Annotated in this window: 18 protein-coding genes; 10 read left to right on the forward strand and 8 right to left on the reverse strand. The window is 58.0% G+C overall.

The features are described 5' to 3' along the window. Positions 1-2: 2 nt before the first annotated feature. The 5 genes from FNL37_RS07325 to FNL37_RS07345 are packed head-to-tail and all read left to right on the forward strand — an operon-like array spanning position 3 to position 4,885. Positions 3-581: a lipocalin family protein gene (locus tag FNL37_RS07325; protein WP_013442164.1), complete on the forward strand. Its 579-nt coding sequence runs from the start codon at positions 3-5 to the stop codon at positions 579-581. Then, the gene (locus FNL37_RS07330) at positions 581-1,534 is read left to right on the forward strand and encodes an acyl-CoA desaturase (protein ID WP_159355672.1); all 954 of its coding nucleotides are present in this window, start codon (positions 581-583) and stop codon (positions 1,532-1,534) included. The genes FNL37_RS07325 and FNL37_RS07330 overlap by 1 nt, the downstream gene beginning before the upstream one ends. Next, the gene (locus FNL37_RS07335; RefSeq protein WP_159355673.1) at positions 1,531-2,769 is read left to right on the forward strand and encodes an NAD(P)/FAD-dependent oxidoreductase; all 1,239 of its coding nucleotides are present in this window, start codon (positions 1,531-1,533) and stop codon (positions 2,767-2,769) included. Before FNL37_RS07330 ends, FNL37_RS07335 begins: the two co-directional genes overlap by 4 nt. Next, the gene (locus FNL37_RS07340; RefSeq protein ID WP_159355674.1) at positions 2,762-3,568 is read left to right on the forward strand and encodes a DUF1365 domain-containing protein; all 807 of its coding nucleotides are present in this window, start codon (positions 2,762-2,764) and stop codon (positions 3,566-3,568) included. Before FNL37_RS07335 ends, FNL37_RS07340 begins: the two co-directional genes overlap by 8 nt. 27 nt (positions 3,569-3,595) lie before the next feature. After that, the gene (locus tag FNL37_RS07345; protein ID WP_159355675.1) at positions 3,596-4,885 is read left to right on the forward strand and encodes an SAM-dependent methyltransferase; all 1,290 of its coding nucleotides are present in this window, start codon (positions 3,596-3,598) and stop codon (positions 4,883-4,885) included. Positions 4,886-4,891: 6 nt separating this feature from the next. Here FNL37_RS07345 and FNL37_RS07350 read toward each other — a convergent pair whose 3' ends face one another. Then, complete coding sequence (locus FNL37_RS07350) at positions 4,892-5,419, reverse strand: class I SAM-dependent methyltransferase (protein ID WP_159355676.1); 528 nt, start codon at positions 5,417-5,419, stop codon at positions 4,892-4,894. 155 nt (positions 5,420-5,574) lie between these two features. On the opposite strand from FNL37_RS07350, the gene mnmC reads away from it, so the two are divergent. Then, positions 5,575-7,617, forward strand: a complete 2,043-nt coding sequence (mnmC, locus tag FNL37_RS07355) for a bifunctional tRNA (5-methylaminomethyl-2-thiouridine)(34)-methyltransferase MnmC2/FAD-dependent 5-carboxymethylaminomethyl-2-thiouridine(34) oxidoreductase MnmC1 (RefSeq protein ID WP_159355677.1) — start codon at positions 5,575-5,577, stop codon at positions 7,615-7,617. 9 nt (positions 7,618-7,626) lie between these two features. Beyond that, positions 7,627-9,720: an O-linked N-acetylglucosamine transferase, SPINDLY family protein gene (locus tag FNL37_RS07360; RefSeq protein WP_159355678.1), complete on the forward strand. Its 2,094-nt coding sequence runs from the start codon at positions 7,627-7,629 to the stop codon at positions 9,718-9,720. Between the two features lie 77 nt (positions 9,721-9,797). Here the strand turns inward: FNL37_RS07360 and FNL37_RS07365 are convergent, their stop codons facing one another. Then, positions 9,798-12,155 carry an EAL domain-containing protein gene (locus FNL37_RS07365; RefSeq protein WP_159355679.1) on the reverse strand — a complete coding sequence of 786 codons (2,358 nt, stop codon included), beginning with the start codon at positions 12,153-12,155 and terminating at the stop codon, positions 9,798-9,800. Between the two features lie 223 nt (positions 12,156-12,378). On the opposite strand from FNL37_RS07365, the gene FNL37_RS07370 reads away from it, so the two are divergent. Both FNL37_RS07370 and FNL37_RS07375 read left to right on the forward strand, forming a co-directional pair. Then, positions 12,379-13,467, forward strand: a complete 1,089-nt coding sequence (locus FNL37_RS07370; protein ID WP_013442155.1) for a PilT/PilU family type 4a pilus ATPase — start codon at positions 12,379-12,381, stop codon at positions 13,465-13,467. A gap of 99 nt (positions 13,468-13,566) precedes the next feature. Continuing rightward, on the forward strand, positions 13,567-14,364 hold the full coding sequence (locus FNL37_RS07375) for an intradiol ring-cleavage dioxygenase (protein ID WP_159355680.1): 798 nt from the start codon (positions 13,567-13,569) through the stop codon (positions 14,362-14,364). Here the strand turns inward: FNL37_RS07375 and FNL37_RS07380 are convergent. Continuing rightward, the gene (locus tag FNL37_RS07380) at positions 14,321-15,199 is read right to left on the reverse strand and encodes a DMT family transporter (protein ID WP_159355681.1); all 879 of its coding nucleotides are present in this window, start codon (positions 15,197-15,199) and stop codon (positions 14,321-14,323) included. The genes FNL37_RS07375 and FNL37_RS07380 overlap by 44 nt on opposite strands. Positions 15,200-15,281: 82 nt before the next feature. On the opposite strand from FNL37_RS07380, the gene dapC reads away from it, so the two are divergent. Then, positions 15,282-16,463, forward strand: a complete 1,182-nt coding sequence (dapC, locus tag FNL37_RS07385) for a succinyldiaminopimelate transaminase (protein WP_159355682.1) — start codon at positions 15,282-15,284, stop codon at positions 16,461-16,463. A 36-nt stretch (positions 16,464-16,499) separates the two neighbouring features. On the opposite strand, the gene miaA is transcribed toward dapC, so the two are convergent. The 5 genes from miaA to FNL37_RS07410 all read right to left on the reverse strand — a co-directional run bounded on the left by miaA (position 16,500) and on the right by FNL37_RS07410 (position 21,630). Beyond that, positions 16,500-17,456, reverse strand: coding sequence for a tRNA (adenosine(37)-N6)-dimethylallyltransferase MiaA (miaA, locus tag FNL37_RS07390; RefSeq protein ID WP_159355683.1), 957 nt, complete (start codon positions 17,454-17,456; stop codon positions 16,500-16,502). Positions 17,457-17,550: 94 nt separating this feature from the next. Continuing rightward, positions 17,551-18,387: a bifunctional hydroxymethylpyrimidine kinase/phosphomethylpyrimidine kinase gene (thiD, locus tag FNL37_RS07395; protein ID WP_159355684.1), complete on the reverse strand. Its 837-nt coding sequence runs from the start codon at positions 18,385-18,387 to the stop codon at positions 17,551-17,553. Beyond that, the gene (locus FNL37_RS07400) at positions 18,384-19,208 is read right to left on the reverse strand and encodes a DUF817 domain-containing protein (RefSeq protein ID WP_159355685.1); all 825 of its coding nucleotides are present in this window, start codon (positions 19,206-19,208) and stop codon (positions 18,384-18,386) included. Before FNL37_RS07400 ends, thiD begins: the two co-directional genes overlap by 4 nt. Before the next feature lie 2 nt (positions 19,209-19,210). Beyond that, positions 19,211-21,085 carry a DNA mismatch repair endonuclease MutL gene (mutL, locus tag FNL37_RS07405; protein ID WP_159355686.1) on the reverse strand — a complete coding sequence of 625 codons (1,875 nt, stop codon included), beginning with the start codon at positions 21,083-21,085 and terminating at the stop codon, positions 19,211-19,213. A gap of 173 nt (positions 21,086-21,258) precedes the next feature. Beyond that, positions 21,259-21,630, reverse strand: a complete 372-nt coding sequence (locus FNL37_RS07410) for a putative quinol monooxygenase (RefSeq protein WP_013442147.1) — start codon at positions 21,628-21,630, stop codon at positions 21,259-21,261. Positions 21,631-21,696 lie beyond the last annotated feature (66 nt).

Raw genomic sequence — 21,696 nt, forward strand, 5'->3', positions numbered from 1 at the left:
TCATGCAAAATTCCCGTTTCAAATCCCGCAGCCTGGCGTGTGTTGCCGCATTTGTCGCCAGCCTGCTTGGCGGTTGTGCGACGCAACAGCTGCCACCCATCACGCCGGTACCCGAGGTTGATCTCGCCCGTTTCATGGGGCCCTGGTATGTCATCGCCGTGATTCCCACCGCGATTGAAACCGAAGCCTATAACGCCGTGGAGTCCTACCAGCTGGACAAGGACGGCACCATCGCCACGACCTTCACCTTCAACAAGGGGGCGTTTGATGGCCCGCTTAAAACCTATAACCCACGCGGTTTTGTCCGTGAAGGCACCAATAACGCCGTATGGGGCATGCAGTTTATCTGGCCGATCAAGGCGGAATACCTGATTGCCTATCTGGATAGCGACTATCAGCACACCATCATTGCCCGCAATGCCCGCGATTACGTGTGGATCATGGCGCGGCAGCCGCAGATCAGCGAAGACACCTACCAGAAGCTGGTCGCCGAGGTGATTGCGCTGGGCTACGATAGCCGCGCCTTGCGCAAGGTGCCGCAGCAAGCCCTGCCGACCACGCCAGCCAAGGGGGCGGATTGATGCCGCAGGCAAGACCGATACAGCAACGGCTACTGCGGTGGCTGGACAGCTCTATTGCGCCCGCAAACGTGGATGCCCATACCAGCAATCAAGTGGACTGGCTGCGCGCCCTGCCCTTTGTGGCCTTGCATCTCGCTTGCCTGGCGGTGATCTGGGTGGGCTGGAGCCCGGTTGCCGTGCTGGTGGCGGGCCTACTTTATCTGGTGCGCATGTTTGCCATTACCGGGTTTTACCATCGCTATTTTTCGCATCGCGCCTTCAAGACCAGCCGTTTCATGCAGTTTGTATTTGCCTTGCTGGGGGCGACGGCTGTGCAGCGTGGGCCGTTGTGGTGGGCTTCCATGCACCGCCATCACCACGCCAATTCAGACCGGGTGGAAGACGCTCACTCGCCCGTTCATCATGGGTTTTTCTGGAGCCATGTGGGCTGGTTTTTATCGGATGCGCATTTTGCCACCCGCACCGAGCGTGTGAAGGAGCTGGCCGCTTTTCCCGAACTCCGTTTTCTGGACCGCTTTGACGTCGTGGTGCCCTTGCTGATGGCCGCTGGTATTTATGCGCTGGGCGCATGGCTGGAGAGCATACGGCCCGAGTGGGGCACCAATGGCTGGCAGATGCTGGTGTGGGGCTTTGTCATCTCCACCGTGCTGCTTTACCACGCCACCTTCAGCGTCAATTCACTGGCACACCACTGGGGCAGCCGTCGCTACCAGACCGCCGACCAGAGCCGCAACAATGCGCTGATTGCCCTGTTCACCCTGGGCGAAGGCTGGCACAACAACCATCACCATTACCCCGGGGCCGCGCGCCAGGGCTTTTACTGGTGGGAAATCGACATTACCTGGTATGGGCTGAAAGCCCTGCAGGCGCTGGGCTTGATTCGCGATTTGCGCAGCATTCCCGCAGACATACGCAATGCCCGGCGCGTAAATAGCAACGAGAGCACCTTATGAAAATCGCCATTATCGGCGCCGGTATCGCCGGCAACACCCTGGCTTATCATCTGCATCGCGAACACGACATCACCGTCTTTGAAGCGGGAAGCTACATTGGCGGCCATACGCATACCCATGACATCCAGCACGAGGGCAAGTCTTATGCGGTGGATACCGGCTTTATCGTGTTCAATGACCGCACCTACCCCAATTTCATCCAGCTGCTGAATGAGATCGGCGTGGGCTGGCAGGATAGCGACATGAGCTTCAGCGTGCGCTGCGAAAAAACCGGGCTGGAGTACAACGGCACCACGCTCAACTCGCTGTTTGCCCAGCGCCGCAATCTGCTGCGCCCCGCGTTCTATCGCATGATCAATGACATCCTGCGCTTTAACCGCGAGTCGCTGGAGCTGCTGGAAGAAGGCGAAGAAATCCCGCTGGGTGACTATCTGGCGCGCCACGGCTACCGCCAGGATTTTATCGATTACTACATCATCCCCATGGGCTCGGCCATCTGGTCAACCGAACCGCGCCAGATGCTGGCGTTCCCGGCCCGATTTTTTGCGCGGTTTTTCCATCACCACGGCATGCTCACGGTTAACGACAGGCCGCAATGGCGCGTGATACGTGGCGGTTCGGCGCGCTATGCCGAGGCGTTGACCGCCGGTTTTGCAGATCGCATACGCCTCAACACCCCGGTGAGCCAGGTACGTCGCCTGGAAAACGCAGTCGCCATCACCCCGGCGGGGGGCACAGAAGAACTCTACGACTGGGTGTTTTTTGCCTGCCACAGCGATCAGGCTCTGCGCCTGCTGGCCGATGCAACGCCAGCTGAGCGCGAAGTGCTGGGGGCGATTCCCTATCAGGAAAACAGCATAGTCCTGCATAGTGACCGGCGCCTGCTGCCCAAGCGCAAGCTGGCATGGGCGGCCTGGAATTACCACGTAACCCCAACGCCGACCGACCGGGTGGCTGTCACCTACAACATGAACATCCTGCAGGGTTTGCAGTCCCGCGAGCCATTGCTGGTGACGCTGAATCATACTGCTGGCATCGCCGAAGACAAGATCATCAAGCGGCTCACCTATCATCACCCGGTATACACCACTGCCGGGGCGGCAGCCCAGCTGCGCCATGCCGAGATCAGCGGTGTGAATCGCACCGCTTATGCAGGCGCCTACTGGCGCAATGGTTTTCATGAAGATGGCGTGGTCAGTGCCCTGCGTGCGCTGGAGCATTTCAAGCATGCCTGATCCGCGTCATTCTGACACCTGCAACAGCCTGAAGACGCCAAAGAGCGCGATCTACAGCGGCGTAGTGCGGCATCGCCGCTTCATGCCTGTGCTGCATGCCTTCCGCTATCGGCTGTTCATGATGTACCTCGATCTCGACGAGCTACCCACGCTGTTCAGCCAGCGCTGGCTTTGGTCATCCCGCCGACGCAATCTGGCCTGGTTCAAGCGCAGTGATTATCTGGGCGATCCGACTATGCCGCTCAAGACCGCGGTGCAGCAACTCGTGCATGAGCAAACTGGCATCACGCTGACCGGCCCCATCCGCCTGCTCACGCATATGCGCTATTTTGGCTATTGCTTCAACCCGGTCAGTTTTTACTATTGCTTTGATGCGGATGGCACCACCCTGCGCGCCATCGTCGCCGACATCACCAACACGCCCTGGGGCGAGCGCCACGCCTATGTATTGAACTGCGATAACCCGCAAAAAGGTGGTTTTCGCTTTGCCATGCGCAAGGATTTTCATGTGTCGCCGTTCATGCCCATGGATATCGACTACGACTGGTTTTTTTCGGCGCCGGGTGCTGAGTTGAATGTCCACATGCGCAATCTGCATGCCGACGGCAAGATGTTTGATGCCACCCTGCAATTGCAGCGACAGCCGCTGAGTGGTGTTCGTCTTAACCTGCTGATGTTGCAGTACCCACTGATGACGCTGAACGTGATTCGTGCCATCTACTGGCAAGCGCTACGGCTGTGGCTGAAGCGCGTGCCCTTTTTCAGTCATCCGCAACCCGCCGACTCCCGGCAACCTTAACTCTCGCTGAGTCTTCACATGAAAAACATGAGCCTGAAATCCATGACGCCCAAGCCTGCCTTGCCCACCGTTAGCCCGATCACCAGCTTGCCGCAAAAAGCCGGCTGGTTGCAATCGCTTGCCAGAAAACTGGTACTGCAACGTCTGGCCCGCCTGAGTCGGGGCGAGCTGATCGTGAGCGAGCAGCAGGAAACGCTACATTTTGGCCAACCTGGTTCGGGCTTGCGTGTGCATCTCACCGTGCTGGATGCCCGTTTCTATGCGGATATTGCCTTTGCGGGCTCCATAGGCGCAGGCGAGGCTTACATCCAAGGCTACTGGCAGTGCGATGACCTCACCGGACTGATTCGTCTGATGGCGATCAACCAATCGGTGATGGATACGCTGGAAGGCGGCTTTGCCAGCCTGTTCAAGCCCTTGCTGAAAGGCCTGCACTGGCTGAACCGCAATACCGAGCAAGGCAGCCGCAAGAATATTGCCGCGCATTATGATTTGGGCAACGACATGTTCCAGCTGTTTCTGGACCCGACCATGATGTACTCCTCCGCCATCTTCGCGCGTGATGACATGACGCTGGAACAAGCCTCGCTGCACAAGCTGGAGCGCATCTGCCAGAAGCTGCAGCTCAGTCCGGCGGATCATGTGGTCGAGATTGGCACCGGCTGGGGCGGTTTTGCCATTTATGCCGCCAGCCACTATGGCTGCAAGGTGACCACCACCACCATCTCGCAAGCGCAGTATGACCTGGCGCAACAGCGCGTGGCCGCAGCCGGGTTGAGCGACAAGATCAATATCCTGCTGACGGATTATCGTGAACTGGAAGGCCAATACGACAAGCTGGTATCGATCGAGATGATCGAGGCCGTGGGCTATCAGTTTTACGATACCTACTTCGCGCAGTGCGCCCGCCTTTTGAAGCCGGAAGGCATGATGCTGCTGCAAGCCATCACCATTGCCGACCAGCGCTACGATGCGGCCCGCCGCTCGGTAGATTTCATCCAGCGCTATATTTTCCCCGGCAGCTGCATCCCCTCGGTCACCGCCATGCTGCAGAGCATTACCCGGGCGACTGATATGCGCCTGTTTGACCTGGAAGACATCGGCCCGCATTACGCTCGCACCCTGGCCGAGTGGCGCCACAACTTCTTCCGCAATGAAGCCGCCATACGCGCGCTGGGTTACCCCGATGAGTTTATTCGGATGTGGGAGTTTTATCTGTGCTATTGCGAGGGTGGCTTTGCCGAGCGTGCGCTGGGCGATGTGCACATGCTGCTGGTCAAGCCGGAAAACCGCCGGGCACCGGTGGCTGTAGCTTAATCTGAATCAGCTGGCCCGCTTGCGCGCGCAAATGCGCTGCATCATGGCGGGTGTCTGCTGCTTGAACAAACCCTGCTCAAAGGCGAGCACCTCAAAGCCCGGCGTCACCACTTGCCGCAGTTCATCCGGCTCCAGCAGAAAGTCCGGGTTCTGCGGCCGTCCCAGCAGCTCCTGCCCGCGCATAAAGGTTTCGTAGATCAAGAGACCGCCGGGCTTGATGCTGGATAACAGCGAGGGAAACAAGGGCCGGTGCAGATAACGGCACACCACCACGGCATCAAAAAGATCTACGCCATAAGGCCATGGATCCGACTCCAGGTCAGCACATAGCGCCTCTACATTGGCGAGCTTGCTGAGGCATATGCAGGCCGTCGCATCAATATCCACCGCCTCGACGCGAAAGCCCTGGGCTGCCAGCCAGCGCGTATTGCGGCCATAACCCGCCGCCACATCCAGCACATGGGCACCCGCTGGCAACCCGGTGAGATGCTGGCGCAGCCAGGCAGAGGCTTCATTGGTCGGTAGCGGCGTCATCTGGCAAGCGTGACGGGGAGAATGGGGATGTACAGGGTGCGCATATATCGTATTATACAGCGCAGTCTTTTAAAGACAGCGTTCAAGACAGCCATCCGGAATTTCACACCTCAGCATGCAAGCCCAAGTCAGATACTCCAAACGCAGGTACGCCCATGATTGAATGGCGCGATGGCGAGCCCTACTCCACGGTCTACCAGGATGTCTATTTCTCGCGTGAGAGCGGGCCGGACGAAACGCGCCATGTCTTTCTGCAGCACAACCAGTTGCGCGAGCGCTGGCTTGCCATGCATGGTCAGCCAGGCCAGGGAAATGAGGGGCGTCAGGCGCGCCATTTCACCATCGCCGAAACGGGCTTCGGCACCGGGCTCAACCTGCTTTGCGCCTGGCAGCTGTGGGAAGAAACCGCCCCGCATGATGCCCGCCTGCATTTCATCAGCACCGAAAAACACCCGCTCAGCCTCAGCGACATGCAGCAGGCCTGGGCCAGCTGGCCGGAATTTTCACGCTACAGCGCGGAGCTGCTAGCCCAATACCAATGGCTGGCCCCTGGCATGCACAGGCTCTCGCTGGCGAACGGCCGCGTGATACTGACCTTGCTGATTGGCGATGTGGCCCAAACCTTGCCCAGCCTGCGAGCCTCTGTCGACGCCTGGTTTCTCGATGGCTTTGCGCCGTCGCGCAATCCGGAGATGTGGCAGGCACCATTGTTTACGCAGATGGCCCGCCTCTCGCATGCCGAGACCACCTTTGCCACCTTCACCAGCGCCGGTATCGTCAAACGCGGTTTGCAGGCGGCAGGCTTTGTGGTGCGCAAGGTGCCCGGCCATGGCCGTAAGCGCGAGATGCTTGCCGGGCATGTTGGCGACAAGCCCCTTGAGCAACGCGCTGGCGAATCCGTTAATCAAGCAACGGCGCAAGATGCTCCGGCATCCACCGCCAGGCAACGTCATGCAGCGCCTGCGCGCCCTGCCCCACACTCCCCAGGCAAGGCCATTGTTATTGGCGGTGGTATTGCCGGGTGTGCAACGAGTCACGCCCTGGCTCAACGCGGCTGGCAGGTCACGCTGATTGAGCGTCACCCACAGATTGCCGAGGCCGCCTCCGGCAATCCACTGGGCGTGCTTTACCCGCGGCTGGCCGGGCAAGACATCATACTCAGCCGCCTCGCGCAGCACGGGTTTTTGCACAGTTTGCGCCTGTTGCAGCAATTGCAACTGAGCGCAGCGGACCATGCGCGCTGCGGTTTGCTGCAGCTGGCGTACGATGCACGTGAGCGCGAGCGCTGCCTGGCAATAGCCGCACGTGATTTGCCGCCGGATCTCGTGCAATGGCTATCCAGTGCTGAAGCCAGTGCGCTTGCCGGACAGGCAGTAGCGCAGGATGCCTTGTATTTTCCCGCAGGTGGCTGGGTGCATCCCCCCGCCTTCTGCCGCGCATTGGTGAACCATGCCAACATCCATCAGCGCGTGTCCACAGAGGCGCTCAACATCCAGCGAGTGGGCGATGAATGGCAGGTCATCGGCATCGATGGCTTGCTGGAGACTGCACCGGTGCTGGTAATTGCCGCTGCCACCGATAGCGCGCGCTTTGACCTGACAGCGCATTTGCCCCTGCAAAATGTGCGCGGGCAGATCACCCTGCTGCCAGCCACCGCTACGGATGTCCCGCTGAATAATATTGTCTGCAGCGATGGCTATATCAGCCCCGCCGTGCAAGGCCGCCATTGCCTGGGTGCCACCTTTGACGCGGACGATGCCGATACCAGCGTCAAAGCACAGGACCATGCCAGCAACCTCGCCATGCTGGCGCGCACTCTGCCCGCCATGCACGCCAGCCTGCCACCGCTGGATTTTGACACCCTGGAGGGGCGCACCGCATTTCGTGCCGCCACGCCGGATTACCTGCCCATGGCGGGCCCGGTACTTGATGCGGCGGCCCTGCAAGCCCAGCCACCGCGCCATACCGCCAACCCGGCGGACTTGCCCTGGCTGCCGGGCTTGTATGTCAATACCGGCCACGGCTCCAAAGGTCTGATCAATGCCCCGCTGTGCGCCGAGATGCTGGCGAGTGCCATTGCGGGTGAGCCTGCCCCGGTCGATAGCAAACTGCTCGCGGCATTGGACCCCAACCGTTTTCTGCTGCGCAGCATGGGCTTGAAGCGCCTGGTGCTTGGCCTCGCTGCCTATCCCTCGTAAAATCGGTTTATGTCACCCACGCAACTTTACCAACAGGCCAGCGGCGCCCATCGTGAAGGCCGCTTTCAGCAGGCTGAACTTCTCTACCGTCAATTGCTGCAACATGCGCCGCGCCATGCCGATGGTCTGCATATGCTGGGCATCCTCTGCTACCAGACCGAGCGCGCCGCCGAGGCGGCCGAACTGATTGCTCAAGCGGTCGCATTGGAGCCGCGCAATGCCGATATGCTGATCAACCATGGGTTGACCCTGCGTGCGGCAGGCAAGCGGCAAGAGGCCCTGAAAAGCTACGAGCGCGCCATGCTGCTAACGCCCAAGGATCTGGTGCTGCAAAACAATCTGGGTAACCTCTACCATGAGCTGGGGCGTTTTGAAGACGCCGCCGCCTGTTACCGCCGCGTACTGCGCGTGCATCCGGGCGAAGCCGAAGTGCGGGATGCCCTCGGCCATAGCCTGCTGGGCTGGGGCAATGCCTGCCAGGATGCTGGACGCTATGCCGAGGCCGAGCGCTGTTACGAAGAAGCGCTGACGCTGGCGCCCAACGATGCAGCCCTGCATTTCAACCTCGGCAATGCCAGGCGCGAGCTGGGCAAAACCGCGCAGGCCGCCGCCAGCTACCAGCGTGCCATTGCGCTGTCTCCTAACGATGCCGATGCCCACAACAATCTGGGTAACGCTTTGCGCGAGCTGGGCCAGCTGCCGGAGGCGATTGTCTGCTACCAGCGCGCACTGGCGCTAAAGCCTGATCTCTACCATGCACGGGTTCACCTGATACACCAGCAACAGCATGCGGCCGACTGGCGAGGCCTGGAGCAGCAGATAGACGAAGTGCGGGGCTGGCTGCATAGCGCGCCCTCTGCGCAGATTTCGCCGTTTGCCTTTCTGTCCATGCCGGGCACCACGGCCGCCGAGCAGCGCCTGTGCGCAGAGCGCTGGCTGGAAAATCGCTATGCCAGCCTGACCGCCCAGGCCAGCGAGCTGGCCTTTACCCATATCCGCCATGAGAACAAGCGCTTGCGCATCGGTTATCTGTCGGCCGATTTTCGGCGACATCCGCTGGCGGCGCTGGTAACCGAGCTCCTGGAGCTGCATGATCGCGATCAGCTGGAGGTGTTTGCTTATTCGTATGGCGTGGATGACAACAGTCCCGAGCGGCAACGCCTGCAGCATGCGGTCGATCACTTTGTCGACATTCGCGCACTCTCGCTGGTCGATGCTGCGAAGCGCATCCATGCTGATGGAATTGATATTCTGGTTGACCTTACCGGCTTTACCCAAAGCAGCCGCACCGGCATTGTCGCCTTGCGTCCTGCGCCTATCAGCATCAACTGGCTGGGCTTCCCCGGCAGCATGGGCAGCCTGCACGGCAAGCCGCTGTTTGACTATGTGCTGAGCGATGCCTACATCACCCCAGCTGCCAGCCAGCCGGATTATGCCGAGCGCTTGCTGTTGCTGCCGGGCAGCTATCAGCCCAATGACAGAAACCGCCCTATCGGCAAAACCCCTGCCCGCGTTGACTATGGCTTGCCTGAAGAGGCTTTCGTTTATTGCTGCTTTAACCAGAGCTTCAAGATCACCCCGGCAGTTTTCGCCTGCTGGATGCGAATCTTGCAGCAGGTGCCCGACAGCGTGCTGTGGCTGCTGGAGAGCAATGCCACTGCCACCGCCAACCTGCAGCAGGCCGCCAAAGCCGCGGGCGTAGAACCGGCACGGCTGGTGTTTGCCCCGCGCGTTGCCATGGCCGACCATCTGGCCCGCCACGCGCTGGCCGATTTGTTCCTGGATACCTTGCCCTACAATGCCCACACCACCGCCAGCGATGCCCTGTGGATGTGCCTGCCGGTGCTGACCTGCAGCGGCGAGACCTTTGCCTCGCGCGTGGCGGGCAGTCTTTTGCATGCGGTGAATTTGCCCGAACTGATTGCGCCTGACATGGCGGCCTATGAGGCCATGGCGATCAGCCTGAGACATGATCCTGCAACCCTGGAGGGATTGCGCGAACGCTTGCAGCAAGCCTCAGCAGACTTGCCGCTGTTTGATACCCGCCACTTTGCCCGGAAGCTGGAATCGGTATATCAGGACATCTGGCGGGCGCAGCGCTAGCAATTCCTCAAGATGCAAAAAGCCGGGCGGCCCTTATGCAGAGTCCGCCCGGCTTTTATTCAGAAATGACTTAACGATCAGGTACTGCTCAGCATGGCCATGGCGGCAATGCTGATGTCGGCAACCAGGATGCCGGTCAAGCGGCCAGTGTCATCCAGCATGGGCAGCGACACCGTCAGGCAGAAGTCCTCGGTGGCAGTCGACAGGTAAATGCTGGAGATATACGGCTTGAGGCTTTGCAGCACGACATTGGCATAGGCTTGCGGGCTTCTGTCTACCCCGGCGCCGCCGGCCTTGATCTTGCCGTACATATTGGGGTTGATCCAGTTCGGATAGCGTTGCACGCCCTTGTCATCCAGCTCAAACACCACCTCAAAGAACGGATATTCGGAGAAGCAGCTATCCAGGCAGTGGGCATCTTCGCTGCGGTGCCATGCCAGCAGTGATCGCAAGGCTTCCAGCGCCCGGCCCTGCCAGTCGGAATAATCCTCGGTTTCCGGCAGGATCAGTTGTGGCGGCTCATCTTCCACCACAATGATGCTGCCGATGTTGGACTTGCCGATTTTCTTCAGCGTTGCCGCGCGCTCGGCGGCGGCCACGCTGTTGGACAAGCGCCCCTGCTTGCCATTGACCACGGCAATCGACACGCTCGCCACCGGATGCTCCTTGCCATCTTCGGTCGTGAAGAAGCCGCGCTGCAAGTCGCTTTCGTCGTAAAGGTGTATCGCCAGGGTCTGGAAATGATGGATGACCGACAGCAGCGTTTGCGGCAAGTCGGGATCGTAGTGATCCAGAATCAGCACAAAGTCATCGCCGCCAATATGGCCGACCAGCATGCCAACCCGGCCCTGGAATTCCTGGCGCACGATTTCAGACAGCAGGCGGATCATGGCATCGCCACGGATAAAGCCATAGCGGTCGTTGTAGGCCTTGAAGTGATCAAGATCGATATATACCAGCTCGGTGGTCGGATTGTTACGCAGACTGATATCCAGCGACTGGCGCAGCGTAGGCCCGGTGGTCAGCTGGCTCAATGGGTGCAGGCTACCGGTGCTGGTCTTGCGACTGATCAGTTGCGACAGGATTTCCAGCGGCTGCAGAATGCCGATGTAGGTGCCATCTTCATGCACCATCACCCAGGGTTCGACTTCACCGCGCTCCAGATACAAGCCGCGGGCCAGCATGCTGGTTGGCATGCGGTTGGTCACCATGCGCGGCAGTGGATCACAGTAATTGCTGAGCGCCAGGTTGCGATAACTGAAGGCTTTGCCGCGCTTCAGCAGGCCAATCGGGCGCTGCCCATCCAGTACCACGGCCATGGCCACATCCGGAAATTCAAGAAAGGTCCGGCGGGCCTGATCTATCGGGGTATTGACGTCCATGGTCATGCCGCGCGTCACATATTCGGTAATGCGGAACTCATCCGGGATGTGCGAGCGGTGGGATTCATCGCGCGTGGGCAGCGAATTTACCGTGCTGACGGGCTTTTGCTGCGGCTTGGCGAAATAATAGCCCTGGGCATAGGTAAGCCCCAGATCCTGACAGTAGGTAATGTCTTCCACCCGCTCCAGCCCCTCGGCCACCACCGTGCACCCCAAGCGCTGCGCCATGGAAATGATGGCTTCCAGCAGCACCGTGCGTACACGGCTGCCCTGCGCCTCGTGCACAATGGCGCGGTCGATCTTGATAAAGTCGGCCCGCACGGCAGCCAGCGCACGCAGGCCGTTAAAGCCGGAACCCATGTCATCCAGCGCAATACGCAGGCCATGGGTACGGATAATGTCGCAATACTTGGCAAGAAGCTCGGGCGAGACATCTTCGCTTTCCACAATCTCCACCACCACATCGCGCTGCTCGATGCCGAGCCGTGTCAGAGTTTCCAGCAAAGGTGGCAACCAGTCGTCCCGCATGATGGTTTGCGGAAGTACATTCACGAAGACTGGGATGCCTTTGGCTATCGAATTCGCCTTGCCGGCCAGTGCCAGCCGCTGGCAGACAATATCCAGCTCCATGGTGCGGCGCACCTGCCGTGCCAGCTGAAAGGCCTCTTCACCATTCAGCAGGTGCCCATCGGGATCACGCAGCCGACACAGGGCTTCGTAGCCAAAAATCTTGCCATTCTGGCTGAAGTCGACGATGGGCTGAAAATGCATCTGCACATGCTGCTCAAGATCATCCAGCAACCAGGGGTAACGCCGGCGCGCATAAAAGGTGCGGAACGGCATGATGTCGGCCAGGGCAGCTTCCAGGCTGGCCGGATTATCGCTCTCGGCAAGGTAAACCAGCGCCTCATCCAGTGCGGCGGCCGGGTATTCCTTGGTGATGGCTTCCAGCTGCGCCAGCAAGGCGGCTTCGTCCGCACATTCAAAGGACGCAATGGCTTTGCCACCCGTGATATTCAGGGTTTGATAATGTGTATTGAGATAAAGCTTCATAGATGAGGTCGTTGTGAAATCCCGGTTGGTTAATGCAAGCCTTGTGCCATCCCCGGCATGTGCTGAATGCCCGTTTATGGGCCCTGGGAATCGTCAGTCTGCCAGCATCGCGTGCATGGCGAAGTATAGCGCACCATTATCGCGCAACTGCATTTTGTCATCTCGAATTTCGCTGGCGTCGCCTTATGGTAAAGTAGGCCGATTACACGCTCAGGGGAGGACTATGGCAGCCATTGATATCACGCCGGTTTTGCGTTTCATGGTCGATAAAAACGGATCAGATCTTTTCTTCAGCACGGGTACCCCTATCCATATCGAGATTGAGGGCAAAACCGTGCCGGTGAACACGCAGGTGATGGCGCCCGGCATGGTAAAAGAGGTGGCCTATGCCCTGATGTCCCCCGAGCAGATCAAGGAATTTGAAGCCACGCTGGAAATGAACTTTGCCTATAGCGTGGATGAAATCGAAGATGCGCGTTTCCGCGTCAATATCTTTCGCCAGCGTGGCGATGTCGCCATCGTCATTCGCTGTATCAAGGCGCTGATTCCCACATTTGAAGCGCTGGGGCTGCCGCCTATCCTGAAAGAGCTGATCATGAAGCCACGCGGCCTGGTGCTGGTCGTGGGTTCTACCGGGTCTGGCAAATCCACCACGCTCGCTTCCATGATCGACTACCGCAATGAAAATACCACCGGCCATATCCTGACGCTGGAAGACCCGATCGAATTCATCCACAAGCACAAAAAATCCATCGTCGATCAGCGCGAAATCGGCATTGATACGCTGTCTTTTGACAATGGCCTGAAAAACGCCATGCGGCAGGCGCCGGATGTGATTCTGATAGGGGAAATTCGCGACATGGAAACCATGAAGCACGCCATGGCCTACTCCGAAACCGGGCACTTGTGCCTGGCTACCTTGCATGCCAACAACGCCAACCAGGCCATTGAGCGCATCATTTCCTTCTTCCCGCCCGAGGGTAAAGCCGGTTTGCTGCTGGGGCTTTCCATGAATCTGGTGGCCATTGTTTCGCAGCGCCTGATCCCGGGCAAGCTGACCAAACGCGCAGCGGCTATCGAGGTGTTGATCAACACGCCTTATATCTCCGAGCTGATCCAGAAATCCAAGCTGGAAGAGATCAAGGATGTCATGGCGGACAACAACGATATCGGCATGTGCACTTTCGACCAGTCGCTATTCCGCTTGTACAGCAACGACAGGATCACCGAGGAAAATGCGCTGGCAAATGCCGATTCCCGCAATGACCTGTCCTTGCGCATCCGGTTTGCGGATGAGTCCGAGGAATCCTGAGCTTAATCAGGCTTTACATTTTTTTGCCTGTGGAGCCCCTGTCGGGGCAGGCTGAGCGCGCTATAGTGGTGCCGTTCTGTTACCCCGACGATTCCACGCATGTGCACTACCCGCGCTTTCTCCGGCTTACGCCGCAAACTGCTTGCTTTTCTGCTGACCGCGCCAATGGCAGGCCGCGCCATATGGGCGAGCGCCAGTAACAATATCACCTGCATCGCCAAGCCCGAGCGCACGGAAGGCCCGTATTTTGTCGATCATCAGCTGAATCGCAGGGATATACGCCTTGATCCTGTCACACATCTGTTCAGCCCCGGTGTACCGCTGATATTGAGCATAGACCTGCTGAATCTGGCCCAGCACAGCTGCGAGCCGCTGGCGGGCGCCACTGTCGATGTGTGGCATTGCGACGCACAGGGGGTGTACTCAGGGGTGAGTGACATGAATACGCTGGGCAAGAAGTTTTTGCGCGGGTATCAGGTATCAGATCAGGCTGGGAGCGTGACCTTCAAAACCATCTATCCCGGCTGGTATTCTGGCCGGGCCGTGCATGTCCACTTCAAGGTACGTACCCAGAACAGCGTGGGGGCAAGTTACGAATTTACTTCGCAACTGTTTTTTGATGACAGGCTGAGCGATGCTGTTTTTCAGCATGCGCCATACAAACGGCCCAAGCCACGCGACACGCGCAATACGCGTGACATACATTATGGCAAAGATGGCAACCAGCTACTGTTGTCGCCGATAGAAAAGGCAGATGGCTATCATGCCAACATCACTGTGGCTCTGGACTTGAGCGATGACAAGGTCGGCGCTCCCGATGGGTTCAGCATGCCACTGGGCCCGGATGGTCGTCCTATGCCGCCTCCGCCCGGGCTGCGGCCACCGCAGCGAGGATAATCAGCCCGCCCCCCAGCCACTCGTTCCATTGCATGGTTTCGCCAGCCCAGTAATACGACGCCACCGCGGCCACTACCAGTTCAAACAGGAAAAGCACGGACGCCCGGGTAACGGGTATATGGGTGATGCCATATTGCACAAACAGGGTCGCCGCCATCAGCAACAGCGAAATCAGGCCCATGATCAGCCAGCTAGTGAGACTGAAAGTCGCGGGTGTCGGGAATGCCAGAGGCTGAAACGGCAGAAACACCAGACACATGCCGATCACCCCCACCCATACCGCCATCGACTTGGCGACGATGCTCAAATGCGCCGACTTGCGCGTAATGACATTGGTCAGCGCGAAGCCAATACCGGAAGACAGCCCCAGCCAGTCAGCGCGACTACTCGGCAGCGGCCATTCTCCAGGCTGCCAGAGCATGATGAATGCACCGGTCAGCGATACTGCTATCACCGCCAACCGCTTGGCATCCACCCGCTCCTTCAACCAGAAATGCGCCAGAATCAACGTCCACAATGGGGAAAGATAAAACAGCAGCATGACGCGCATCACTTCGCCATCAATGACCGCCAATACATAACTCAGATTGGTCCAGCCTGCGACCAGGCACAACCAGAAAATACTGGCAGGCTGCTTGAACAGCCCGCGCCAGTGCCGTCCGAACAAGAGTGCCGCCAGAAAAACCGTCAGGCTATAGGTATAAAAGCTGGAAGCCACGCCAGAGACGCCTGCCTCCTGCATGAGGCGATAGGGATACCAGACCACACCCCAACAGAGGGCGCCAAACAGCAAGCCTGCGCTTGCGATGGTTTGTGTTGTTTTTTGCGATACCACAGAACGTCTTTTCTTGAAGTTAAGCCGCCATTTGGCTGGCTGCCGCAGCCCAAGCCCGGCGGACTTGCGTTAAAATATACGAATGAATCCAAACCTGAATAAATTACAGCCCTACCCTTTTCAGCGACTGCGCGACCTGTTTGCCGGCATCAAGCCCAATCCGGACTATAGCCCCGTCAATCTTTCTATCGGCGAGCCCAAGCACGCGACGCCTGCGCTGATTCAGCAAGCCCTGGTGGACAATCTGGCCGGGCTGGCCAATTATCCCACAACTCTGGGGGTGCCCGCCCTGCGTGAAGCCATTGCGGCGTGGTTAAGCCGTCGCTATGGCATCCCGTTGATGAATCCCGAAACGGAAATCGTGCCGGTCAACGGTAGCCGCGAAGCCTTGTTTGCCTTTGCTCAAGCGGTGATCGATAACAGTCGGCCAGCGCCAGTGGTGGTCTGCCCCAATCCGTTTTACCAGATTTATGAAGGAGCCGCCTTCTTGGCAGGCGCCGAACCGTATTTCCTGAATACGCTGCCCGAAAACGACTTTGCCATGGATCTGGAAAGCGTGCCGGAAAGCGTGTGGCTGCGTACCCAGCTCTTGTACTTGTGCTCGCCGGGCAATCCCACGGGCAAGGTGATGTCGCTGGAGCAATGGAAGCTGGCCTTTATGCTCTCGGATCGCTATGGCTTTACCATTGCTGCCGACGAATGCTACTCGGAAATCTATTTCACGGAAGGTGAAGCGCCGCTTGGTGCTTTGCAGGCCGCCCATCTGCTGGGACGTGATTTCAGCCGGCTGGTGATTTTCAGCTCATTGTCCAAGCGCTCCAATGTGCCGGGCATGCGTTCGGGCTTCGTAGCGGGCGATGCCACCATTCTTGAGAAATTCCTGCTGTACCGCACCTACCATGGTTGCGCCATGAGCCCTGCGGTGCAGGCCGCCAGCGTTGCCGCCTGGAATGATGAAGTGCATGTGCAGGAAAACCGCCGCCTGTACGCCGAAAAGTTTGATCAGGTAACCCCGTTGCTGCAAGGTGCCATGGAAACTTCGCGGCCAGATGCTGCGTTTTATCTGTGGGCAAAAACAGATGGCAGCGATACCGACCTGGCCATTCGCCTGTATCGTGACCTGAATATCACGGTGCTACCGGGTAGCTTCCTGGCGCGCGAGGCGCATGGCATCAATCCCGGCAAGGGTTTCATTCGCATGGCGCTGGTGGCCTCTTTGCAAGAATGCCTGGACGCAGCCAAGCGCATACAATCGCTCAGCTAGCCCCCAAGCACCCTACCTGATTTCGTATAATCGGTATCAGGTTCCCACCGCAAGAAACTGATTAATTGTAGAAAAAACCTTGGCCTCAAGATCAGGGGCCAGGCAATCCACCTCGACCGTATCCTGCATGCCACGCAACCAGGTAAGCTGGCGTTTGGCCAGTTGCCGGGTGGCGATGATGCCTTTTTCACGCATGGTGAAATGGTCGATCTGCTGATCCAGGTACTCCCACACCTGCCGATAGCCTACGCACCGCATGGAGGGCAGCCCAAGATGCAAGGCGGGATATTTCTGGCGCAGATGCTCCACTTCGGCAATCAGGCCCTGTTGCAGCATCAGGTCAAAGCGCTCGGCAATACGTGCATGCAGCACGCTCCGATCAGACGGCACCAGCGCCAGCTTGAGCAGGCGGTAAGGGAAGGTGCTGCCGTTATCGTCGACAAACAAGGCCGACATGGGGCCACCACTTAACTCGCAGACTTCCAGAGCGCGCTGTATGCGCTGCGAATCCGTAGGTTTCAATCTAGCAGCGGTTTCCGGATCCAGGGTTGCCAGGCGCGCATGCATGGCAGGCCAGCCCAGCACAGCGGCCTCTTCATCCAGGCGCTGCCGCAGATCGGCATCCGCTTGCGGCAGATTATTAAGCCCCTCCTGCAAGGCTTTGAAATACAACATGGTGCCACCCACCAGCAGCGGTATACGGCCACGCTCCGTAATCTCGGCCATCAGTTGCAAGGCATCGTGGCGAAAATGCGCCGCGGAATACGATTGCAAAGGACTAATCACGTCAAGAAGATGGTGTGGCGCCTGCTTTAAAGTCGCGGCATCCGGCTTGGCGCTACCAATGTCCATATCCTGATAAACCAGCGCTGAGTCCACACTGATCAACTCTACCGGCAGCTGCTGGGCAAGGGCGACAGCCAGACCGGTTTTGCCGCTGGCGGTGGGACCCATCAGAAAGATGGCTGGCGGAAGTGCGAGCGGCTCGCTCATGCCAACCTGCGCATGCGTACATGCGCATCAATGAAATCCATGTGGGACAGGTTATTAATTACAATCAACATGAATAATAATTCTTAACTTATTGTTATTTATTTAACTTTATTTTCATTTCAACCGGTGAGTATCCATGATTCATGGGACCGGTGCCTTGGCCTATCTTCACCGCTGCGCCGGCCGCAATGGCCTGCATTACGTAATCTCTGGCCGCAACCACCGCTTGTGGCAAGCTTTCGCCCAAGCCCAGAAAGGCAGCAATCGCCGATGAAAGCGTGCAACCAGCGCCATGCAGATTCAAGGTGACGATACGGGGCGAGCGCATGACCAGCGGCTCGCCACCCTTTTCCTGAAAAATATCCACCACGTCGTGCCCCGGCATATGGCCACCTTTCACCAGCACCGCGCGTGCACCCAGCTGCAAAAGATCGGAGGCAGCCTGCAGCATGTCATCCTGCGTCAGCAATGGTCGTCCCAGTAGCATGGCGGCTTCGTCCAGATTGGGCGTCACCACGCTAGCCCGCGGGAATAACTCACGCACCAGGGTTTGCACGGCCTCATCGCTGATCAGCCGGGCGCCATTCGCCGCCGCCATGACCGGATCCAGCACTATCTGCGACAAGCCATGATCATCCAGCGCCTGCGCCACGGTGATGACGACCTCAGGCGCATGCAGCATGCCGATCTTTACCGCATCCACGCCTATATCCTCCACCACCGCGTCAATTTGCGCGCGCAGGATATCCTGCGGCACGCCATGAATCGCACGTACGCCACAGGTATTCTGCGCTGTGAGTGCGGTGATGGCTGTCATGCCATAACAACCCAGCGCCGAGAAGGTCTTGAGGTCCGCCTGTATGCCCGCCCCGCCGCCGCTATCGGAGCCGGCGATGGAGAGTATACGGGGATAGGTGTAATGCGTTTTCACAGGGGTGTATCCATGGACGTTGCATGCTCAACTTTCCCAGACGGTATTGTTAAGCGTACAAATTTTGGTTTATGTACAAAAGAAACGAGCACAAAACTAAGCATCATCAGCAGATACCAAGCCAGCAATTTGCTTGGTGACACCATGTGCCATTGTGAGGATTGATCAGGATAAACCCAGGCACGGCTGTAGGTGCCAATATTTTCGCCAAACCAAATGAACAAAGCGACCAATAGCCAGCCAAGCAATAAGGGCATGCGCCTGTATACCTGATCAACCTTGAAATAAATGTAAGTTCTGCCAAAAAGAATCACGCTGGCCGCCAGCAATATCCATCGAAGATCATAGAAATAATGATGGGTGAAAAAATTAATATAAATCAGGACAACCAGAACAACAGGCTTCCATGCCTCAGGATACGCCGAGTATCTGAATTCAAAAATCCGCCAGATGCGCGCCAGATAACTCCCTACAGCGCTATACATGAACCCGGCAAACAAGGGAAAATTACCGATCCCAAAATAAAAAGCTTCGGGATAATGCCATGAGCCTATGGCATCAGATGTTTTAAATAACTCCATGCCGGTGGCCACACAATGAAACAGCACAATCACAATAGCTTCTTTGGGCGTTTCAAACTTGAACCCAAGCAAAAAAAGCTGGAATGCTACCGCAGCCAAAAAGAGGAAATCATACCGAGGGAGTGAAAATGGATACCAGTAATTAGTAAGGAAAATCAAGCCGAGCAAATATCCCCCGAACATGCATGCGTATGCCTGCTTAAGGCCGAATAACCAGAACTCGCGGAGAAAGCGATGCATGCTTACTTGCCACGCATGAACATTTTATCCAGATCGGCCATCGTCGCCTGGAACCAGGTGGGACGGCCGTGATTGCACTGGCCGGAACGCTCGGTCGCTTCCATGTCGCGCAGCAAGGCATTCATTTCCTGGATGCTGAGGATACGATTGGCGCGCACGGCGGCATGGCAGGCCATGGTGGCCAGCAGCTCGTTGCGGCGTTCGGTCAACACGCGGCTGCCGCCGTATTCGCGCAGGTCGCGCAATACATCGCGGGCCAGTGCCACCGCATCGGCGTCTTGCAACATGGCCGGAATGGCGCGTACCGCGAGGGTAGATGGTGATAATTGCACAATTTCGAACCCGAGCTGATGCAGGGTTTGCTGGCCTTCTGGCGTCGACAGTTGCTCCTGCACCGTGGCGACTTCAAAGCGGTCAGCATTAAAGCTGACGGGCAACAACAATGGTTGCATGGGAACGCTATCGCCATCCAGCGCGTTTTTGAGGCGCTCGTACATGATGCGTTCATGGGCGGCATGCATATCCACCACAATCAAGCCAAGGGCGTTTTGTGCAAGCACATAAACCCCGTGCAACTGGGCCAGCGCAAACCCCAGGGGGTACTCCTGCGCAGCCTGCTCCGGACTCAGACTCGAAGAAGCCTGCGATGGCGACAAGGTTGCCTGCAAATTGGCAGAGGAAATAGCACTGGGCACAAATGACGATGCCGTATCCACCGCCTCGCGAGGCAGGCCGCCGAACAGGGTCTGATAAAAACCCGGCGCTTCATTGGCGCGCAGATCAAAGCTGCCCTGCTGGCGCGGATAAGGCTGACCAGCCGGGATGCCGGAGGAATAGCTGGTGGCAAGTGCGGCAACAGGCGGTGGCACCAGTCCATTGGCTGGCAAGCCAACAGGGGTCGCCAGCGCCTTGTGCAGCGCATGGAAAATGAACCGGTGCACCGCCTGCCCTTCGCGGAAACGCACCTCGGTTTTGCTGGGATGCACATTCACATCCACCAGCGTAGGGTCCAGCTCCAGGAACAAGGCAAAAGCCGGGTGGCGATCATGATGCAATACATCCTGATAGGCCTGACGTATGGCGTGGCTGATAAGCTTGTCGCGCACAAAACGGCCGTTGACATACACATATTGCGTATCGCGCGCACTGCGTGAAAACGTCGGTTTGGCGGCCATGCCCCACAGGCGCAAACCACCGGCAGACTCATCGAGTTCAAACGCCTCGGCGGAAAAATCCGGCCCCAGTACTTCGGTGAATCTGCGCTTGGCCTCGCCTGGCGCGAGTCGCATCAGGGCGCGGCCATTGTGCTGCAGCATGAAGCCGACATCGGGGCGCGACAAGGCAATGCGCCGGAAGGCTTCTTCACAATGCCCGAATTCGGTTTGCTCGGTTTTGAGGAATTTGCGCCGGGCTGGCGTGTTGAAATAAATATCCTGCACTTCCACAATCGTGCCGCGATCCAGCGCGGCGGGTGCCGCATCACCCAATAGTCCGCCGTCGGCGGCAATACGCCAGGCGTGGCTGGCTTCTGCGTGGCGACTGGTAATGGAGGTGCGCGAAATGGAGGCAATACTGGCTAGCGCCTCGCCACGGAAGCCCAGACTGGCAACGCTTTCAAGATCATCCAGCGAGGCAATTTTACTGGTGGCATGCCGTGTCAGGGCGAGGGTGAGATCGCCATGGGGAATGCCATTGCCGTCGTCCGTTACACGCAGCAATTTCACACCGCCCTGCCCCAGTGTCACAGCGATATCCGAACTGCCGGCGTCCAGGCTGTTTTCCAGCAGTTCCTTCAAGGCAGAAGCGGGACGCTCTACTACCTCGCCAGCCGCGATCTGACTGATGAGCTGGTCGGGCAGAAGTTTAATCAGGGACATGGATGCATGGGCACAAAGGGGGCCGGGTAATCATGGAAAGCCTATTTTAACCGCAGCCGGCCATGATTACCTATGCGATTTTAGCCATCAAGCGTGGCTAAAATCGGTGGGAGGCTTGCTCACCATGCAACAAGCAAGCGCATGGGAGGCAAACGGCTTACAAAGCTTAGAGCTTACAAACCGTCGATAAAGCGCAGGCCGTATTTCTTGGTGTTCACGCTCTGGGCACCCGCTACTTCGCTTTCAGCACCAATTTTGGATGCCAGCAAATCCACGGGGATGATCACGGGTTGTTCCGCCAGCAGATCATCCGCCACAGCAAACAAGGCATCTGCCACTTTGCCTTTCAGGTGGCTGTTGCGGCCATCCTCGCTGCTGAAGCTATCAAAAATACCGAATGCGGTATCAGTGAACTTGAGCGCATACCAGGTAATGGTTTCGCTCTCGGCCAGCACCAGAGGCAGCGCATTTTTCAGGAACTCTTCTACCTCTTTCGCCTTTTCCGGTTTTGCCTCCAGACGAACGTATAACGCTGTTTTACTCATTTCCTATCCTTGGTCAGGTGTTACAAATTAACGATACATCGACATCATGCTTGCGTCGTGGCTATG

This window comes from Methylovorus glucosotrophus (genome assembly GCF_009858335.1).
Classification (GTDB): Bacteria; Pseudomonadota; Gammaproteobacteria; order Burkholderiales; family Methylophilaceae; genus Methylovorus; species Methylovorus glucosotrophus.

Bases quoted from the DNA above. Each gene is read 5' to 3' on its own strand.
- FNL37_RS07325 (WP_013442164.1), top strand. From the start codon at position 3: ATGCAAAATTCCCGTTTCAAATCCCGCAGCCTGGCGTGTGTTGCCGCA.
- FNL37_RS07330 (WP_159355672.1), top strand. From the start codon at position 581: ATGCCGCAGGCAAGACCGATACAGCAACGGCTACTGCGGTGGCTGGAC.
- FNL37_RS07335 (WP_159355673.1), top strand. From the start codon at position 1,531: ATGAAAATCGCCATTATCGGCGCCGGTATCGCCGGCAACACCCTGGCT.
- FNL37_RS07340 (WP_159355674.1), top strand. From the start codon at position 2,762: ATGCCTGATCCGCGTCATTCTGACACCTGCAACAGCCTGAAGACGCCA.
- FNL37_RS07345 (WP_159355675.1), top strand. From the start codon at position 3,596: ATGAGCCTGAAATCCATGACGCCCAAGCCTGCCTTGCCCACCGTTAGC.
- FNL37_RS07350 (WP_159355676.1), bottom strand. From the start codon at position 5,419: ATGACGCCGCTACCGACCAATGAAGCCTCTGCCTGGCTGCGCCAGCAT.
- mnmC (WP_159355677.1), top strand. From the start codon at position 5,575: ATGATTGAATGGCGCGATGGCGAGCCCTACTCCACGGTCTACCAGGAT.
- FNL37_RS07360 (WP_159355678.1), top strand. From the start codon at position 7,627: ATGTCACCCACGCAACTTTACCAACAGGCCAGCGGCGCCCATCGTGAA.
- FNL37_RS07365 (WP_159355679.1), bottom strand. From the start codon at position 12,155: ATGAAGCTTTATCTCAATACACATTATCAAACCCTGAATATCACGGGT.
- FNL37_RS07370 (WP_013442155.1), top strand. From the start codon at position 12,379: ATGGCAGCCATTGATATCACGCCGGTTTTGCGTTTCATGGTCGATAAA.
- FNL37_RS07375 (WP_159355680.1), top strand. From the start codon at position 13,567: ATGTGCACTACCCGCGCTTTCTCCGGCTTACGCCGCAAACTGCTTGCT.
- dapC (WP_159355682.1), top strand. From the start codon at position 15,282: ATGAATCCAAACCTGAATAAATTACAGCCCTACCCTTTTCAGCGACTG.
- miaA (WP_159355683.1), bottom strand. From the start codon at position 17,456: ATGAGCGAGCCGCTCGCACTTCCGCCAGCCATCTTTCTGATGGGTCCC.
- FNL37_RS07400 (WP_159355685.1), bottom strand. From the start codon at position 19,208: ATGCATCGCTTTCTCCGCGAGTTCTGGTTATTCGGCCTTAAGCAGGCA.
- mutL (WP_159355686.1), bottom strand. From the start codon at position 21,085: ATGTCCCTGATTAAACTTCTGCCCGACCAGCTCATCAGTCAGATCGCG.
- FNL37_RS07410 (WP_013442147.1), bottom strand. From the start codon at position 21,630: ATGAGTAAAACAGCGTTATACGTTCGTCTGGAGGCAAAACCGGAAAAG.